The following is a 17,129-nucleotide window of genomic DNA, read 5'->3' as shown; positions in this document are numbered from 1 at the left end:
GGCCAATCAGAACCGGAACTGCGCCTTGGCGTAGAGGCCATCGTCGAGCACCCAGTCATTCCAGGGACCCTCGAGGGTCCCTGTGGAGAACTGGTGGGCCCAACCCAGCTCGAAGGCCCAGTTGTCGCCGGCCAGCCAACGCAGCAGCAGCCCGCCGGAGCCGAGGGTGTCGCTGAAGTTGAAGTCGCTCAGCTCGCTGCGCACGCCGCCGGCACCGATGAAGGGCACCAGCTGCAGGGCGTGGCTGCGGTTCTGCCAGAAGGTCCAGGACGCCTCGGTGACGGCCAGCCAGCCGCTGTCGCCGCTGATCAGCTGGGCGGGCAGACCGCGCAGGCCCACATCCGACCCCAGGCTGAACTGCATGGAGGGCAGAAGGGGGTTGAAGGCCCACTGGCCCGCCAGACGGCCGTTGAGCTGCCAGCCAGGTGCGAAGGCCCACCCAGCCGAGATCAGGCCGCCGATGGCCGTGGCCTGGGAGGGGTCGATGCCGGCCTCCCGCCACTCACGGCGCTGTTCGGCGGGGCTCATGCCTGAGAGCCCGGCCAGCAGGTAGGCCGAGCCACCCCAGCCCACCCCCACGCCCTGGCCACTGCCACCGACGCCCAGCCGCAGATAGCCGCTGCGCGGCTTGCGGATGATCTCCGGCACTGTGGAGGGCAACGACGCGCCATCGAGGCGGGTGCGGCTGGAGCTGCCGCTGATCCCCAGGAAGGCGTTCCAACGCTGGGTGAGGCTCTCGGAGAACACCCACTCGAGCTGGCCGAGACCCTGGAGCTGCGTGGTCGAGAGACCATCGGCGGGTGGGTCCAGCTCGATCAGGTCCCGGCGGCTCGCACCGAAGGCCGTGGTGAGATTGAAGGCGTCACCGAGGGGCAGGGTGTAGGTGAGTGAGGTGATCGCTGCCCCCAGCTCTGGCTCGTCGTCACTGTTGAGCTCCCCGTAGAGCAGCAGCACGTCGCCAGCCACCAACGCGCCGGGCTTGAGGAAGCTGGCGACGGCGCGAGCATCACCGGAACCGTTGTTGCCGTCGTTGCGGAGGGAAAGGTCGCCTTGCCAGGCGGGCGCGCCGCCTTCGAGCGTGATGGTGAGGGTGGCCTGGGTGGGGTCGCTGCCGAGTCGGGAGAGGTTGCCCCGCACCTGTTTCACTCCAGGAACCCGGCGCAGCAACTGCAGCTGGCGCTCGAGGCTCGGCAGGTGGAGCAGCGTGCCCTGCAGGGATCGCATCAGGCGGGCGACGCGGCGGTTCAGCCGGTCGTCGTTGCCGTTCACCCGCAGTTCCACCAGGCGGCCCTCCACCACCAGAAGGCGACCCGGGGCGGGGGTGAGCTCCACGAACACACGGCTGTTCACGTAGCCATCGGCCACGAACTGGGCGGTGAGTGCGGCGGCGCAGGCATTCAGCCGCTCGGCTGGAGCACTGATCTGGCTGCAGTCCGCAAGGATGTCGCGCAGTCTGTCGTTGTCGTAGAGGGTGAGTCCCTCGATGGCTGGCAGACCACCGCTGGGCACGGCCGGGACCGGGGCTTCCGGCGCCGGTTCCCCGTCCAGAGGTGGTTTTGCGTTGTCGTCCGGCATCACCTCCAGGGGGGGCTGCTCAGCCCCACGGGCAGGAGCCCGCCGTTCCAGGGATGGCCGGTTCTCCGGCAGCCGCACAGGACCCTGTTGCAGCGGAGGTGCCACCAGCTGTGCGAGCAGCAGCATTGACATACCCGAGACTGGAAGCAATCCCGCGAAGATGATGGGATGGTTCAACAGACATGCAAGCCAGAGCTGGCCTGCTTCGTGAACTGGCCTTGGATGAAGAGCTCACAGTGGCAGCCCCCGCAAGCGTGATACCGCTGATCTGAGATGTGGCTGGTCGCTGTGGTGTTACCGGTTGTGGATACCTGTCTGTCTCCATGGACTGGCCCATGAACTTCAGCCAGAATCAACCTATAGTTTGTTCAGCGTGATAGCAGCCCTCGGGTTGCGCCAGGGAGTTTCAGATGCTGACGTGTGCTCTGCGTCTCACTGAATGCTGGTCATGGATCAAGGCAAGGCCTCACCGTTGGCCTGTCAGCCTGGCCCCTCGGTTGAAGATTCTCGGGCCTGTCCTGGTGGCCGGGATATGGGCCGCACCACCCACCCTGGCTCAGATTACGCCCGATTCATCCCCTTCATCCCTGGGAACGCTCGTCAACAACGGCACCGGCAGCTGCACGAGCGGCGTCTGCACGGTCACGGGGGGCACGGCTGCCGGTGCCAATCATCTGTTCCATCGATTTTCTGATTTTGATACGCGAGCAAGCACATCGCTTGCTGGCGTAAGGTTTCTGAACGGCGCATTCGGTTCCGTTTTTGTGTCGGTAACAGGAGCCAATGGCACCTTTATCAACATTCCTGTGGAACTCCAGAATGCGGCGAGCCTCTTCTGGCTATCTCCGGGAGGCATCTCCGTCAGCGGCAACGGTTCGTTCAGCAATGTGCTCAACCTCCAGCTGAGTACGGCCACCACTCTGAGGTTCCCGGGCGGCCTGGCTTTTGATGGCCAGACAACGGCTGGCCAGGTCGCTCAGCTCACTGGTGCCCCCCAGGGCTTCTTGACAAATCCCGGGGGCTTCAATGGCGACATCTCAATCTTTGGCAACCTGCTTTCCGTAGATCCAGGCTTGTTGCCTGAAACTGTACTGCTGGACTCGCAGTCTGGCAGTATTTCGGTTTCCGGTGATGTGTTCACCAGAGGGGCGGATTTCCTGGCAAAAACCGACAGTTTCTTTCTGCTTCAGGGTCGGCTAGACACCAATGGAGGGGATGTCAGTGTTCTGGCCAATGGGGATATCTTTCTGTTGTCCGGATCCGGAAGCCCTGATCCGCAGGAAAGTCTGAATTCCGGAGGGGGGCGGGTGTCCCTGCGGAGTTCCGCAGGAACGATTGCAACAACGGCGCCAGGCTGTCTGGTGTGTGACAACTCTCCCGGCGCCATTCAGGCTGGCGCAGGAGAGGTGCTTGCGAGCAGCTTTGGCGATCAAGATCTGCAGATCTTTTCTGCGGGTAAAATTGCTTCCGAATCTCTCCAGGGCTCGATCAATATCTCGTCTGATTCCGCCACTCCCCTGGTGATAGGAAGCGTTGACAATCCAGGCTTTTTCGGCGTCCCCTTCGCTGTGTCAGGGCTCCATGCAGCACAGGGAGATTTTGAGGTTTTTGCGGCTGGCGATGTTGTTCTGGCTGACACGATAGAACTGCGTGGTTCCGATTTCAGCGCGATCACATCCCCTGCATCCATTCAGGTGTCCCCAGGAGCTTTTGTCACCACTCAGACGCCTGGACAGATCAATCTGAATGGAAGGGTCATTAACCAGGGATCCCTGCTCGTGGAACAGGGTCGGTTGGCTCTCAATGGCCCTCAGCATCTCAGCGCCGGCTCCATTGAGGTATCCCAGGGGGCTGAGCTGGATTTCTACAATTGCTTCGAAGGCCGCTGCCAGGCATCTCAAGTCCTGCTGCAGCAAGGTTCTCGCCTCTCCGGCAGTGGAACGATCCAAGGTTCCTTCGACGGTTCCACGATGGGGGTGCTGGATCAGCAGGCTGGAAGCGTCATCTCTCCCGGTAGTGCTGGCGGGGTTCGCTCCATTGGCAGCCTCACATTCACAGACCTGAACTGGCAGGTTCAGGATGGCGCTGTTCTGGAGTTTGATCTTGGTTCGATCAATGGCCTTGGAGTTTCGGATCAGATCGTTTTCGGTGCCACTTCCACGGCCACATTTCTGGGGCAGGGTCCCCTCTTCCAGATCCGTCTGGCTGATCCCCTGAATCCCCCTCCGGCCGGGACCAATCCGTTCGTGCTGGTCAATGCCGACTCGGCCCAGCTTGCAGGCGTCGACATCGACATCCTCAATGCCAGGGCTGGACTGGAAGACGGAATCCTTGGCCAACTCCAGCGAGGTTCGATCCAGTTTGCCTTCAACGGCCTGGCCCCCACCCCGGAACCCCCGCAGCCGCCCGCTCCAACCCCAACCCCCAACCCCAACACAACCCCAACTCCGATCCCGACCCCGACCCCGACCCCGAACCCGAACCCGAACCCGACCCCAACGCCAACCCCGACCCCAACGCCAACTCCAAACCCAGGGCCCGATGCTGGCCCGGGTCCGGCCCCAGGCCCGACGCCAGGCCCGTCGCCATCTCCAGATCCCACCCCACCGCCGGTCCCCGGGCCGACTCCAGAGCCTGGTCCGGGGGTCCCGTTCACCCTGCTGCGTGAGTTCACCCAGGCCGTCATTCCCCCCTGGTCGTCCGAGCCTGCAGCGGTCTCGAATGAGCCGACTCCTGGCGGTGCCGGCCCGTTTGCCGGCCCGTTTGAATTGTTAGACAACCTTCAAGCCAACGCTCTCGCGCTGCGACTCCCACTGGGCGAAGACGCGGACGCCGCTGGGGTGCCGCTGATCCTCGGGACCGAGAGCCTCGGCGCGGATCCCTCCCTGGCCCTGCTCACGCAGGTGGAAGACAGGCGACTCGAGGATCTCAATGCGCTCCTGCCGGATCTCGAGCGGCCAGCCTGTCCACCCCAGAGCCTGGCCACCAAGGACCTGCAAAGCCGGCTCTCAGCTGCCAGGCAGGCGATTCGCACCCAGGCGGGCGGACGCTTCAAGCACTACCAGCCGGGCATCCTCAGCCTCACCTTCACCGAAGACCGCACCGCGTCTGCCGATCCCTCCCAGCCGCAACGGGCATTCCTCGACCTCACCCTGGTCACCGCCGAGGGCGAGCCGACGCCCCGCCGGGTTCAGCTCTCCCTGGATCGCTTCCGCCAGCTCCTGGGGAGCTTCTACCAGCAGAACGCGGGGCGTGCCTTCATCGACCCCTCAGATCCCCAGACCCCAGCGCGTCAGCTCCATGCTGCGCTGATCGCCCCAGTCGAGGCGGAACTGGCGGAGCTGGGTGTGACCAGCCTCCTGATCGCCACGGACCGTGGCCTGCAGGCGGTGCCCTTCGCCGCACTCCACGACGGCAGCCAGTTCCTCGGGGAGCGCTACGCCCTGACCCTCACACCCTCCCTGCGGCTCACCTGTCTCACCCCCCCCAAAGACGGGCTCTCCCGGCTTCTGGCGGCCGGGGCCTCCAGCTTTGAAGGTCTTGCCCCGCTGCCCCTGGTGCTTCAGGAGATCGATGGTCTGGCGGCTCAGCGGTCTGCCGACGCCTTCCTCAACCAACGCTTCACGCCGATGGTGCTGCTGGAGCAGGCTGCCGATCCGCGCTACGACCGGGTGCATCTGGCCACCCATGCGGAGTTCCTGCCCGGGGGGCCGCGGCGGGCCAGGGTCCACACCGGAGCCGGTGCGATCTCCCTGGCTGAATTCGCCCGCATGCGGGATCAGCGCGAGGGAGATCCCCTGGAGCTGTTCAGCCTCAGTGCCTGTCGCACCGCCGTGGGCGACGCGGAGAGCGAACTCGGCTTTGCGGGCCTCGCCCTGCAGGCAGGCTCCAGGAGCGCCATCGGCACGCTCTGGTATGTGGATGATGTCGCTACTTCCGCGTTTTTCCTGCAGCTCTACCGCTACCTCGATGAAGGGTTCCCGAAAGCCGACGCTCTGCAGGCCACCCGCCGGGATCTGATCGCGGGCAGGATCCGCCTGGACGGCAACCGGGTGGTGGCTCCTGACGGCATGCCCCTCCTGATCGATCTCACCACCGCGGAGCAGCAGCGCGTCCGCTCGGGTCTGGGCCATCCTTACTTCTGGGCCGGCATCACCCTGCTCGGCACTCCCTGGTGAAACGCCATGAACCAACCCTGGCGCCCCCTCGCTCTCTGCTGCACGATCACCGTGGCACTGGCCAGCCAGATCCAGGTGTCCGCCAATCCACGGGCGACCTTCCCCGGCCGGCTGGTGGGCGGGGGAACCCGTGGGGAGTGCAGCGCACGGATGCTCGTGCACCTCGTACCGCGATCCAGCGTCTTCGCCCCGGGCGATCCCTCCCTGCTCGGCCTGCTGGAGGGTCCGTCCAGCCAGCCGCGTCCTCTGGTGCTGCGCTTTCGCCCCCAGACCGGTACGGCCCCCGCCACCGAACGGTTGCTGCTATCGGGCGGGGCGGCCCTGGTGCTGGTGCAGGGGCCGGGTTTCCCCGACGCCACGCTGTGGGAATCGAGCTACCGCTGTGACGACGGCCTCACCGCTGGTGCCTCGGGGGATCCGCTGCAGGTGGTCTCGACGTCGTCGCCGCCGGCCCTCAGCCTTCTGGTGCAGGACACAACCCCGGATGACGCTCGCTTCCAGCTACGCCTTCAGCAGTTGCGCGGGCGCTGCGGGGGCATGGTCAGCCGCGCAGAGCTGATCAGCACTTTTGAGCTCGGCGATCTGCTTGGTCAGGACTGGCCCGAGCTGCTGCCCGTGCGCTGTCCTTCCTGAAGCTCGAAGATCTCCAGGGGTTCGTCGCGACCTTTGACTTGCCGGGAGCCCCACGCCAGCCAGTCCAGCCCGGACACGAGCTCGTCATCCAGCAGATTGCGGGTCACCGAGGAAATCAGGATCCTGGTGACACCCTGATGGCGATGCTTCTCGAGGCTCTCCAGCCTTGAGCCGCAGTTCACGGTGTCGCCCATCACCCCGTATTCCAGCCGTTCGCTGCTGCCGACCGATCCGGCCAGCACCTCACCGGAGTGAATACCGATGCGCAGCCGGTAGCCCGGCTGTCCTTCCCGGCTCTGGCGGGCATTGAGTTCGTCGAGGCCCTGACGGATGGCGAGGGATGCCTGCACCGCGCCCCGCGCATCGCTGGCCGGATCCTTGCCCACCGGCACCCCGAACACCGCCATCATCCCGTCTCCGGTGAACTTGTTCACCATGCCGTCATGCTGGATCACGGCAGGGATGCAGACCGACAGACAGCGGTTGATCCAAGCCGTGAGCTCAGCCGGTGTGAGGTGCTGGGAAACGGTGCTGAAATTGGCCAGGTCGGTGAACAGCACCGTGGCAGGCAGCTGTCGCCCCTCGAAGATTCCCTCCCGCAGCAGCTGGTCGCGCTTGTCCCAGAGCAGCTGGGCCACCGCTGGGGATGTGGCCTGCCCGAGCAGTCGTTGAATCTGCCGGGAATGCAGCTGGCTGGCAGCGCCCCGCCGCAACCAGGCAGCTGCGGCGAGCATCAGCAGGGCCAGCAGCGGCATGCTGGTGCCGATCCAGATGTGCTGCAGCAGCAGCACCGCCAGGCTGCCGCCCAGGAGTGCCGCCATGCCAGCGGTGACGAACACACTCCGGCGCAGGCTGCCAATGCGTTCCCCCAGCGCGAGTCCGCCACCGGCCGCCAACAGGGTGAGCAGCAGATTGCCCCAACCCGGCATCAGCCACCCCGTCCACCGCTCGCCCCGCTGCAGGTCCATCAGAGCGGCGACCCGCAGCGCATGCACCTCAGCCCCCGGCAAGGTGAGCGGCACGGCGCCGCCGCGGAAGTGGCTCATCGGCACCATGAACAGATCCTTGAGCGACGGGGCGGTGCTGCCGAGGATCACGATCCTTCCGTTGATCGCGCTCGGCGGTACGCCTCCGGCCAGCAGGAGCGAGAGGGACGCGGTGTGGAAGCTGCCCGGCTCCCTGAAGATCAGCATCTGCTGCAGCCCGAGACCCGCGTCAGCCTCACGGTGATAGCCCCCTGAGTCGGCCTGCAGCCACGCAGCGTCGAGGCGGCCAGCCTCGATCCTGTCGCGCAGCTGCTGGTTGCCCTGGGCCACCTCCACCAGCCGCAGCGGCAGGGCCACTGTGGCTTCATCCTGGGCCGTCACGTGCACCAGGTCACGCCGCAACGTGCCGTCCGGGTCGAGGGGAAGATCGTTGTACCCCCTCCGAGCCGGTGGCGTGCCTGGAATGGCCGGGATGCCGTTGGCCACATTGAACACCGAGACCAAGCGCGGATTGCGGGCGAAGCGCTGCCGCAGGCAGGCCTGGTCCGGCCCCACCCCTTGATCGCGGTAGATGTCGAAGCCGATGGCGCTTGCGCCGGCCTCACTCAGCCGGTCAAGAGCCCGGCAGAGCAGTCCGTCATCGAGCGGCCAGCCATGACGGCGGATGTCGTCCTCCCCGATCCCGATGATCGTGATCGGCAGATCCCGCGCCGATGGCGCCGGGCGCATGTTGGTGATCAGGTCATAGAACGCCAGGTCGAGCCTTTGGGCGATGCCGGACAGCTCGATCCCGGCCAGCACCACCGCTGCCCCCAGGGACGGACCGATTCGCAGGAGCAGACGTCCGGCCTTGGACGGGCGATCGCAGGCATCCCGCGGCGGGGGGTGGCTGGCTTCAGGGTTCAAGGGATGCCCTGGTCTGAGGCTCTGATGGCGGGCGCTGCTGATTCTGATGCGATTTGGAGAGCCTGCAGGGCAGCTCACCTGGACGACTTGCCCGGCCAGGCCGGCCGGGAGCAAGCTGCATGCACCTCCGCTCAGCCAGCCGTGACGTCCGTTTCTCAGCGGTCCAGGAGCCTGTGGCGCGCCGCGGCCATGCTTTCCCCCATGGTCCTGCTGCTTCAGGCCGCGCCGCGGCCGGCCATGGCCCAGGCCCAGGTGCAGCTGCAGTGCAACGGCACCCTGCTCGAAGCCCGCGGCTCGGCCGAGCTGCGGCGCGAGGCCAGCCGCTTCGGCTTCTCCCTTGGGGTGGAAGCTGAGGCTGACACCGCTGACCAGGCCCTGGAGAGCCTCCAGGTGCGGCTGGGCGCCGTGCGCCAGGAGCTGAAGTCCCTGGGGGTGGAGGAGCTGGAGGTGAGCTCGCCGAACACCTGGGAGCGCAGCCGCAGCGGCCGGCGGCCGCCGGTGTGGGTGGCCACGCTGCAGATCAGCGGCAAGCTGGCGCTGCGGCAGCTGCAGCCCCTGGTGCGGCGGGTGGGCGGTCTGCCGGGAGTGCGGCTGTCGCCGGTGAGCACGGAGGCCAGGCCCGAGGAGGACCGGGCCAGCCGCCAGCAGCTGTTGCGCGCGGCCTACCAGGATGCCCTGCAGCAGGCCCGGGACCTGGCCGGCGTGATCGGTCTCAAGGACGTGCGCCCGATCCAGGTGCAGGTGGAGGGCGGAGGCCGGCCGGTGACGCTCAGGGCCATGGCGGCGGAGGCTGCGCCCGCCTTCGATCCGGCGGAACTGCCGGCGCCGGTGGATCGCCTGGGCCTGCAGGCGTGGTTCTGCGCCCGTTGAGCGGGTCCCTCAGGTCCGCCCCATTCCCACCGCCCCGAACAGCTGCTGCATGCGCTGGAGGAGGCCCAGCTCGTGGGCCGCGGCCTGCTCGGCCGTCACCTTCTCCAGCTCGCAGCGCCGGCGGTTCACCAGGCGGGCCAGATGGTTCAGGAATTCCGGCTCCGCCTCCACCAGCGGCATCAGGTCGTCCCGCTCCACCTCGAGCAGCACCGTGTCTTCCTCGGCACGCACGGTGGCTGTGCGGCGGCCACCGGTGCACAGGCCCATCTCCCCGAACACCTCCCCAGCCCCCAGGCTGGCCAGGGCCGTCTGCCCGCCCTGGGGCCCGGCCTTCAGCACCGCGACCCGGCCGCGCACGATCTGAAACAGCGCCGAGCTGGGATCCCCTTCCCGCACCACGGCTTCGCCGGGCCCGAAGCGCAGGCAGCGGGTGAGGGGGGCCAGCTGGGCCAGCTGGTCCGCCCCGAGCTCCTGGAACAGGGCGTTGCCGGAGAGCAGCCGGGCGCGGGCCTCCACGTCGATCAGGGCGGGATCATCCTCCGGGGGGCCCTGGCGCTTCGGGCGCAGCTCCCGCACCGGGTAGGGAATGCTCTGGCCTTCACGGCTGAGGGCATACCAGATGTGCTGCAGCACCGTGCTGCGCACCTCCAGGCGCTGCAGCTCGCCCGCGCCCCGCTGCCACACCAGCAGCTCGTAGGTGATGGCACTGTCGGCATAGGCCCCCACCCACGCCCGGGGCGGTGGCTGCTGGAGCACACCGGGGCACTGGGCCATCACCTGCTCCAGCAGCGCACAGGCCTGCCCCGGGGGCAGGGCGTAGTCCAGGCCGATGCTGAAGCGGTTCCCCACCGGGTCATGGGGCGTGAAGCAGCGCGCCGTCGCCTGGGCCACGGTGTCGTTGGGCACCACCAGCCTGCTGCCGTCGGCGGTCTTCAGGTAGGTGTTCATCAGAGTCACGGTCTGGACGATGCCGCCGCTGCCGTTCACCTCGATCCAGTCGCCCTCGCTGAAGGGGGCATCGAGTTGCAGGCTGATGCCCGCGAAGAGGTCCTTGAGGGTTTCCTGGGCCGCCAGACCCACCACGGCGGTGAGCACCGCGGAGGTGGTGAGCAGCCCCACCAGATTCACCCCGGCCCGCTCCCTAAGCACCAGCACCGTGAACGCCGCCGCCAGCAGCAGCATGGCCAGATCGCGCAGGATCTTCGGGGGTTGGGGCCACCAGCCCAGGCCGGCGGGCAGCTGCAGGCATCCCCAGGTGCCCAGGCGGATCAGGGCGAAGCCCGTGAACAGCAGGTCCAGGCTGGCAAGCCAGCGGGCCGGCACCGCCCCGAGCTGCGCCGCCGGCGTGAGCGTGGCCACCACATGCACCAGCAGGGCGGTGAGGGGAAGCAGCAGGGGCAGGGGAGCCAGGCGGCTGTGGCGCACCATCCAGGCCCGCCCCACCACCAGTCCGGCTGCCAGCGCGAGGCTGAGAGCGAGTTGGGACATCGCCATCGGCAGCATCGGGAGCAGGCCTTTGCGGCCCAGACTGGTTCAGAGTGGGACTGACGCTGCCCTACCCGGCCTGCCGGCGCTGTTCCCCATGGCCGTTCCTGCGCTGATGGCTGTTTCTGAGCTGATCGGCGTTCCGCTGGCCGAAGTGGCCGTGCCGAGGGGGCTGAACCTGGCTCTGCTGCTCGCCATGGGGCATTTCCTGGCGGATTTCGCCCTCCAGAGCGATCGGATGGCCCTGGAGAAGTGCCCCCAGGCCCGCGGTGTGCTGCCCTGGGGCTGGTGGATGGCCGCCCATGGCGGGATTCACGGTTTTCTGGTGGCGGTGCTCACCGGTGTGCCCCTGCTGGGCTTGGCGGAGTGGGTTGCGCACGTGTGCATCGACCTGGGCAAGTGCCGCCGCCTCTACCGGATCGGCATCGACCAGGCCCTGCATCTCGCCTGCAAGCTTCTCTGGGTGGCGCTGCTGGTCTGAGGGGCCGTCGGATGGAGGCCATGGCGGCCCTGTCCTCAGGACTGCAGGTAGGTGGTCTGCCCCAGGCTGCTCTCCAGGTGGGCCATCAGGCGCCGTGCGTCGCTGATCGCCAGCTGGCCGCGGCCGATCGCCTCCTCGCTGGCGAGCCGCAGCCGCTCCAGCAGCTGCCGGGGATCGTGCTCCATCACCTGCAGCACCTCGGCGTTGGTGTCGCCCCGCACCACATGGTTCACGAGGTAGTTGCCACCGGGGCCGAGGCGGATGTGCACCGCGTTGGTGCTGCCGAACAGGTTGTGGAGGTTGCCCATCACCTCCTGGTAGGCGCCCGCCAGGAACAGCCCCACCCAGTAGGGCTCACCGGGCCGGGGCACATGCAGCTCCAGCAGGGGCTTCTCCTGTCCGCGGCCGATGAAGCGGGCCAGTTTGCCGTCGGAATCGCAGGTGAGGTCGGCGAAACTGCCCAGGCCCGTGGGCGCCTCATCCAGCCGCTGGATCGGCAGCACCGGAAACAGCTGATCGATCGCCCAGGTGTCCGGGGCGGAGCGGAACACCGAGAGATTGGCGTAGTACGTGCTCGCCAGTCCCGCCTGCAGGGCCTGGAGCTGGTCTGGGATGGGGGTGCCCTCCGGCAGCTGGGCGAGCCGGGCGGCGATGGCCTCGGCGCAGGCCCAGGTGAGCTGTTCGGCCACGGCCCGTTGCGGCAGGCCGAGGTAGCCGAGCCGGAAGGCCGAGAGGGCGTCGTCCTTGAACTTGATCGCGTCGTTCCAGGCCTCCTGCAGGGCATCGCAGCAGGGGGAGGCTTCGCCGGCCGCCGCGGCCGTGGCGTGGATCGCGGCGAGGGTGTCGCGCAGGTTGCGCACCATCAGTGGTTCGTCGGCCTGCTCGGCGGGCACCTCCCCCGGCGGCCGGGCCGTGCCGAGCACATCGAACACGAGCACGGAGAAATGGCTGGCGATCGCCCGGCCGCTCTCGCTCACCAGGGTGGGCACGGGCACCCCGTGGGGCTCGCAGCACTCCCGCACCGTGGCCACCACGTCGTTGGCGTAGTTCTGCAGGGAGTAGTTCTTGGACGCCGCGCTGGCGGTGCGGCTGCCGTCGTAGTCGATGCCGAGCCCGCCGCCCACATCCAGATAGCCCATGGGAGCCCCCAGCCGGGTGAGCTCCCCGTAGATCTGGCCCGCCTCCTGCAGGGCGTCCTTGAGCACGGCGATGTCGTTGATCTGGCTGCCGATGTGGAAGTGCAGCAGTCGCAGCTCGGGGAGGAGGTCCGCCTGGCGCAGGGCCTCCACCGTGGCCAGCAGATCCGGCACCGAGAGCCCGAACTTGGCCCGCTCCCCCACCGAGCTGCCCCAGCGGCCGGTGCTGCGGCTGGAGAGCTTGGCCCGCACACCGATCAGGGGGGCGGCGCCGAGCTCCCGGCTGGCGCGGATGATCCGCTCCACCTCATCGGCCTGCTCGATCACCACCACCGGCTGGCGGCCGAGCCGGCGGGCCAGGATCGCCGTCTCGATGTAGCGCCGGTCCTTGTAGCCGTTGCAGATCAGCAGCGCCTCGGGATCGTCCACCAGCGAGAGGGCGATCAGCAGTTCGGCCTTGCTGCCGGCCTCCAGCCCGAAATGCCAGCGCCGGCCGCTCTCCACCAGCTGCTCCACCACGTGGCGCTGCTGGTTGCACTTCACCGGGAATACCCCCTGGTAGCGGCCGGCGTAGCCGTACTGGGCGATGGCCCGCTCGAAGGCGGCATGGAGCCGTTCGAGCCGGTCTTCGAGGATGTCGTCGAAGCGGATCAGCAGCGGCAGGGAGAGGTCGCGCCCCTGCAGCTCCCGCACCAGCTCCACCAGATCGAGCGAGCCGCCGCGGTCGCCGCGGGGCTGCACCATCACATGGCCGCGCCCGTTCACCGAGAAGTAGGGGTCGCCCCAGCGGTCGAGCCCGTAGAGGCTGGCGCCGTCGTCAGCGCTCCAGGTGCTGGGGGTGGCGGTGAGCACCATGGCCCGGCACCGTGCTTGGAACGTGAAGGAATGTAGTCAGGTGGCCCAGGGGTGAGCTTGCCAAGCGGCAGGCCCGGCGCACACGATGGCCCGGATCCGCCGCATCGAGTTCATGGCCGCCGAACGCACCTTCATCGCCATCAAGCCCGATGGCGTCCAGCGGGGCCTGGTGGGTGAGATCCTGGGGCGTTTCGAGCGCAAGGGCTTCAAGCTGGTGGGCCTCAAGCAGCTCACCCCCAGCCGTGAGCTGGCTGAACAGCACTACGGCGTGCACCGCGAGCGCCCCTTCTTCGCCGGCCTGGTCGAGTTCATCACGTCGGGTCCCGTGGTGGCGATGGTGTGGGAGGGCGATGGCGTGATCGCCAGTGCCCGCAAGCTCATCGGCGCCACCAAGCCCCTCGAGGCCGAGCCCGGCACGATCCGCGGGGATCTGGCCATCAACATCGGCCGCAACGTGATCCACGGCTCCGATGCCCCCGAAACCGCCGACTTCGAGATCGGCCTCTGGTTCCAGCCCTCCGAGCTGAGCGACTGGACCCCCTCCGATCAGAGCTGGCGCAGCGAGGGCTGAATCGCCACGCTGGGGGCCCGCCCCTCCCCCATGCCGGCCCTCCGTCCGCTGCCTGTGCGCGGCACTCTGCTGGCCGCGGTCACCGCGCTCCTGATCGGCCCGGCCGCGAGGGTGCAGGCCTCCCGCCCGTTGCCGACGGTGGCGGATGTGCCCTCCCGGCCGGCCTTCGTGCGGCCGCCCGGCGATCAGGAACGGTCCGCCAGGGTGGGCCAGCGGCTGCCGGGGAGCTCCCTGCTGCGCACCCAGCGCCCCGGACGGATGCAGGTGGACCTGCCGAATGGCCGCAGCTTCCGGCTCGGCGGGGATGCGGTGGTCCGGCTCACACCCTCGGCGCTCGATCTGGAACGCGGCCAGCTGATCGCCTGGATCAATCCCGGCCGCCAGGGCGGTGAGCCGCTGCGGGTGCGCACCCGGGTGGGCACCGCTTCGATCGAGGGCACCACCGTGTTCCTGGAGGTGGATGCCGAGCGCGTGCTGGTGTTCAGCTGGGAGGGCCGGGTGCGGGTCAGCACGGATTCCTCCCCGGCAGGGAGCGCGCAGGCGGGGGGAGGTCAGGAGGTCGTGCTGCGCAGCGGCGAGCAGCTCACCTACCAGAACGGCGCCTGGCTGAGCCCGCGCCGCCTGGGGCGTGCCGAGGCGCTGCAGCGCCGCCGCTCCAGCCCCCTGCTGAACGGTTTTTCGGCCCCGATGCCCACGCTGCCGGTGATCGACAGGGAGCTGGAGAGCCTGGGGGCGGCGCCGCAACCGGGTGGTGGCTGAGATCCGTCCGCCGCGCTGGCGCCAGCCCTGGATCCTGGGGCTGCTCCTGCCTGTGCTGGTCGCCCTGCCCGGCCCGCTGCGGCAGGGGTTCCCCGGGCGGGCGTTGGCGGCCGCCGACGCCCAGCTGCGGGGGGCCGGGTTTCGGATCCGCGCCGGCCTGGGCGCCGACCGGGCGGTCCCGGGCGGCGCGGCCGATCTGGTGCTGCTCGGCATCGATGCCGAGTCCCTGGAGCTGGATCAGCTGCTGACGCGGGAGCAACGCCAGGCTTCGCCCCTGCTCAGTGCCATGGGGGCCTGGCCCTGGCGCCGGGCCCTGCAGGCCGAGCTGGCGGCCTGGGTGCTGGAGCGGGGGGCCGAGCGGGTGCTGTTCAACGTGGTGCTGAGCCAACCCAGCCGCTTCGGTGCCGCCGACGACCGCGCCTTCGCGGAGCGGCTGCGGCCCTGGCGGCAGCGCGTGGTGCTGGCGGCGGCCTTCGCCCAGCGGCAGCAGGAGGGACTGGAGCTGCTGCAGCTGCGGCGCCCCCTGCCGCTGCTCAGCACCGCGGCCGCCCCGCCCCCCGGCCTCACCGCCCTGCTCCAGAGCCCCCAGGGCTTCACCGAAGCGATCCCCGGGGCGGCCTGGCTGCAGGGCCACCTGGCCGGTTTCGCGCCGCCCTCGCCCCTCCCCCTGGCGGACCGGCTCCTGCCCAGCTCCCCGCCGCCGCCCCGTCTGCCGCGCTACATCGACTTCCGCGCTCCCTCGGCCCGCGTGCCCCTGGTGCCCGCCTGGCGGCTGCCGGATCTTCCCGCCTCCTACTGGCGGGGGCGCACCGTGCTGATCGGCGTCACGGCCCCCTCCCTCGGCGACCAGATGGAAACCCCCTTCGGCCCGCTCAGTGGCACGCAGGTGCAGGCCGAGGCCCTGGCCAGCGTGGCGCGGGGCAGCGCCCTGGCGCCCCTGGAGGATCCGCTGGCGGCGCTGGTGCTGCTGGGGTGGGGGCTGGGCGTGTGGGGCGTGTTGCGGGGCTCCCCCCTGGCCCTGGGCAGCGTCGCCCGGGGGCTGGCGCTAGGGGCGGGCGGCCTGCTCCTGGCCGGGCTGGCCTGGGGGCTGCTGCAGCTCTGGCTCCCTCTCTCGGCGCTGCTGGCGATGCCGCTGCTGGCGGGGGGCCTGCGGGCCAGCGGCCAGGCCTGGCACGAACGCCGGGAGCGGGCCTACCTGCATCAGGTGCTGGCCCGGCGGATCTCACCAGCCCTGCTCCGCGACATCCTGCGGGATCCCGGGCCGCTCGGCACCGAGCTGGGAGGGCGCCGCTGCACCTGCGTGGTGCTGTTCACCGACCTGGTGGGCTTCACCGCGCTCAGCGCCCGCCTGGCCCCAGGCGAACTGTTCGCGTTGCTCAACCGCTACTTCGCGGCGATCGCCGCCGCCGTGATCGAGCAGAACGGTCTGCTGGACAAGTTCATCGGTGATGCCCTGATGGCGGAGTTCGGCGTGCCCCGCAGCCGCGGGGAGCGCGCAGAGGCGATGGCGGCCGTGCGGGCGGCGCTGGCCATGCAGGAGCGGCTGGGGGCTCTCAACCGGGAGCTCGCCAGCCAGGGGCTGCCGCTGCTGCAGCAGGGCATCGGGCTGCACGTGGGGGAGGTGATCGCCGGCAACCTCGGCTCCCCCCAGCGGCTGGAGTTCACGGTGGTGGGAGCGGCTGTGAATGTGGCCAGCCGGCTGCAGGGCCTCACCCGCCGCTTCCCCGATCACCCCATCCTGCTCAGTGCCGCCCTGCGGGACCTGCTGCCGGCGGAGGTGCGCACCCTCCCCCTTGGTCGGCACCAGCTGAAGGGGTGGCCCACCCCGCTGGAGGTGCATGCGTTGGCGGTGCCTCCCGTGGAACCGGGGTGAGAATGCGGCGATGCAGGCTCTCCGTGATCCGATGCGCTCCCACCCCCCGCGGCAGCCCCCCCTGCGGCAGCCCCTGCGGCGGGTCTGGTGGCCCCTGGTGCTGGTGCCGCTTGCCGTGCTGCCGCCCACCCCCGCTGCGGCGAGAGAGGCCGCCACGGTGCAGGAGATCCTCGATGGCCGGGAGTTCTACGTCGACGGCCGGGAGGCCAGGGTGAAGCAGCGGGCCGCGGCGCCGCAGGAGATCAGCACCCGCAAGAGCCGGGGGCAGATCCGCTTCGACACCGGGGCGGCCGGCCGGGTGAACCGCTTCTCCCAGCTCCGACTGGGCAGCGGCTGTTTCCTGCTCCGTCAAGGCCAGATCCTCGTCTCCGGTCCCCAGAGCGGCTGCACCCGCTCGGCGCGGATGAGCGTGCGCGGCACCAACTACATCCTCGAGGTCAGGGAGGACGGGCAGGCCGAACTCTCCGTGCTGGAGGGCGCGGTGGAGGTGGAACCGCTGCGGGATGGTGAAGCCGTGCAGGACGGTGAACCCCCGCAGGACGGTGCCCCTGCCCCGAGCACGCGCGTGGAGGCCGGCCAGCGCGTCACCCTGTCGCCCGCCGGTGTGGTGCTGACCCTGCTGCGCCTCAATGCGGGCGATTACAACGCCATCTTCGGCGGGTCACTGTTCGAGGGCTTCAGCACCCCCCTGCCGGCTTTCGGTTCGCTGGAGAGCTACGTGCGCCGCTACGTGCCCGGGGTGAACCTGCCGAGCCTGCCGGTCACCCCCTCGCTCCCGATCCCTGGCCTGAGTTTCCCGCGGTTCTTCTGAGTCGGCTTCT

The 17,129-nt window shown here is 69.2% G+C and carries 13 protein-coding genes; 8 read left to right on the top strand and 5 right to left on the bottom strand.

What is annotated here, in order from left to right:
• Positions 1-6 precede the first annotated feature (6 nt).
• The gene (locus CBM981_RS09730; RefSeq protein WP_087068243.1) at positions 7-1,701 is read right to left on the bottom strand and encodes a ShlB/FhaC/HecB family hemolysin secretion/activation protein; all 1,695 of its coding nucleotides are present in this window, start codon (positions 1,699-1,701) and stop codon (positions 7-9) included.
• Positions 1,702-3,146: 1,445 nt separating this feature from the next.
• Positions 3,147-3,914 carry a hypothetical protein gene (locus CBM981_RS15900; protein ID WP_225867337.1) on the bottom strand — a complete coding sequence of 256 codons (768 nt, stop codon included), beginning with the start codon at positions 3,912-3,914 and terminating at the stop codon, positions 3,147-3,149.
• 501 nt (positions 3,915-4,415) lie between these two features.
• Here CBM981_RS15900 and CBM981_RS15895 point away from each other — a divergent pair.
• The gene (locus CBM981_RS15895) at positions 4,416-5,753 is read left to right on the top strand and encodes a CHAT domain-containing protein (protein WP_225867336.1); all 1,338 of its coding nucleotides are present in this window, start codon (positions 4,416-4,418) and stop codon (positions 5,751-5,753) included.
• Between the two features lie 6 nt (positions 5,754-5,759).
• Entirely contained in the window at positions 5,760-6,386 is a 627-nt protein-coding gene (locus CBM981_RS09720; RefSeq protein ID WP_087068241.1) for a hypothetical protein, read from the top strand.
• Here CBM981_RS09720 and CBM981_RS09715 read toward each other — a convergent pair.
• On the bottom strand, positions 6,344-8,278 hold the full coding sequence (locus CBM981_RS09715) for a CHASE2 domain-containing protein (protein ID WP_225867335.1): 1,935 nt from the start codon (positions 8,276-8,278) through the stop codon (positions 6,344-6,346). The two genes, CBM981_RS09720 and CBM981_RS09715, sit on opposite strands and share 43 nt — an antisense overlap.
• Positions 8,279-8,479: 201 nt before the next feature.
• Between CBM981_RS09715 and CBM981_RS09710 the strand changes: the two genes are divergently transcribed.
• Positions 8,480-9,148, top strand: coding sequence for an SIMPL domain-containing protein (locus CBM981_RS09710; protein WP_225867334.1), 669 nt, complete (start codon positions 8,480-8,482; stop codon positions 9,146-9,148).
• A gap of 9 nt (positions 9,149-9,157) precedes the next feature.
• On the opposite strand, the gene CBM981_RS09705 is transcribed toward CBM981_RS09710, so the two are convergent.
• Complete coding sequence (locus CBM981_RS09705; protein WP_172820865.1) at positions 9,158-10,642, bottom strand: mechanosensitive ion channel family protein; 1,485 nt, start codon at positions 10,640-10,642, stop codon at positions 9,158-9,160.
• Positions 10,643-10,748: 106 nt separating this feature from the next.
• Here CBM981_RS09705 and CBM981_RS09700 point away from each other — a divergent pair, with 106 nt between their 5' ends.
• Positions 10,749-11,114 carry a DUF3307 domain-containing protein gene (locus CBM981_RS09700; protein ID WP_225867333.1) on the top strand — a complete coding sequence of 122 codons (366 nt, stop codon included), beginning with the start codon at positions 10,749-10,751 and terminating at the stop codon, positions 11,112-11,114.
• A 35-nt stretch (positions 11,115-11,149) separates the two neighbouring features.
• On the opposite strand, the gene speA is transcribed toward CBM981_RS09700, so the two are convergent.
• Complete coding sequence (gene speA / locus CBM981_RS09695; RefSeq protein WP_087068237.1) at positions 11,150-13,105, bottom strand: biosynthetic arginine decarboxylase; 1,956 nt, start codon at positions 13,103-13,105, stop codon at positions 11,150-11,152.
• A 112-nt stretch (positions 13,106-13,217) separates the two neighbouring features.
• Between speA and ndk the strand changes: the two genes are divergently transcribed.
• Genes ndk through CBM981_RS09675 form a run of 4 tightly spaced genes read left to right on the top strand, consistent with a single transcriptional unit; the run spans position 13,218 to position 17,119 of the window.
• Positions 13,218-13,676 carry a nucleoside-diphosphate kinase gene (gene ndk / locus CBM981_RS09690; RefSeq protein ID WP_087069331.1) on the top strand — a complete coding sequence of 153 codons (459 nt, stop codon included), beginning with the start codon at positions 13,218-13,220 and terminating at the stop codon, positions 13,674-13,676.
• A gap of 30 nt (positions 13,677-13,706) precedes the next feature.
• A complete protein-coding gene (locus tag CBM981_RS09685; protein ID WP_087068236.1) occupies positions 13,707-14,435 on the top strand; it encodes a FecR family protein in 729 nt (242 codons plus the stop codon).
• The gene (locus CBM981_RS09680; RefSeq protein WP_225867332.1) at positions 14,428-16,308 is read left to right on the top strand and encodes an adenylate/guanylate cyclase domain-containing protein; all 1,881 of its coding nucleotides are present in this window, start codon (positions 14,428-14,430) and stop codon (positions 16,306-16,308) included. The genes CBM981_RS09685 and CBM981_RS09680 overlap by 8 nt, the downstream gene beginning before the upstream one ends.
• Before the next feature lie 31 nt (positions 16,309-16,339).
• Positions 16,340-17,119 carry a FecR domain-containing protein gene (locus CBM981_RS09675; protein ID WP_087069329.1) on the top strand — a complete coding sequence of 260 codons (780 nt, stop codon included), beginning with the start codon at positions 16,340-16,342 and terminating at the stop codon, positions 17,117-17,119.
• The last annotated feature ends 10 nt before the right edge of the window (positions 17,120-17,129 follow it).

The organism is Cyanobium sp. NIES-981, from assembly GCF_900088535.1.
In the GTDB taxonomy this organism is placed as follows: domain Bacteria; phylum Cyanobacteriota; class Cyanobacteriia; order PCC-6307; family Cyanobiaceae; genus NIES-981.
Note: the sequence above shows the minus strand (reverse complement) of the source record. Positions and strands in the feature narration are given on the sequence as shown.

What these genes read in the sequence shown, in the direction of transcription:
- CBM981_RS09730 (WP_087068243.1), bottom strand. Translation starts at nt 1,701, where the DNA reads ATGCTGCTGCTCGCACAGCTGGTGGCACCTCCGCTGCAACAGGGTCCT.
- CBM981_RS09720 (WP_087068241.1), top strand. Translation starts at nt 5,760, where the DNA reads ATGAACCAACCCTGGCGCCCCCTCGCTCTCTGCTGCACGATCACCGTG.
- CBM981_RS09710 (WP_225867334.1), top strand. Translation starts at nt 8,480, where the DNA reads ATGGTCCTGCTGCTTCAGGCCGCGCCGCGGCCGGCCATGGCCCAGGCC.
- CBM981_RS09705 (WP_172820865.1), bottom strand. Translation starts at nt 10,642, where the DNA reads ATGGCGATGTCCCAACTCGCTCTCAGCCTCGCGCTGGCAGCCGGACTG.
- CBM981_RS09700 (WP_225867333.1), top strand. Translation starts at nt 10,749, where the DNA reads ATGGCTGTTTCTGAGCTGATCGGCGTTCCGCTGGCCGAAGTGGCCGTG.
- speA (WP_087068237.1), bottom strand. Translation starts at nt 13,105, where the DNA reads ATGGTGCTCACCGCCACCCCCAGCACCTGGAGCGCTGACGACGGCGCC.
- ndk (WP_087069331.1), top strand. Translation starts at nt 13,218, where the DNA reads ATGGCCGCCGAACGCACCTTCATCGCCATCAAGCCCGATGGCGTCCAG.
- CBM981_RS09685 (WP_087068236.1), top strand. Translation starts at nt 13,707, where the DNA reads ATGCCGGCCCTCCGTCCGCTGCCTGTGCGCGGCACTCTGCTGGCCGCG.
- CBM981_RS09675 (WP_087069329.1), top strand. Translation starts at nt 16,340, where the DNA reads ATGCGCTCCCACCCCCCGCGGCAGCCCCCCCTGCGGCAGCCCCTGCGG.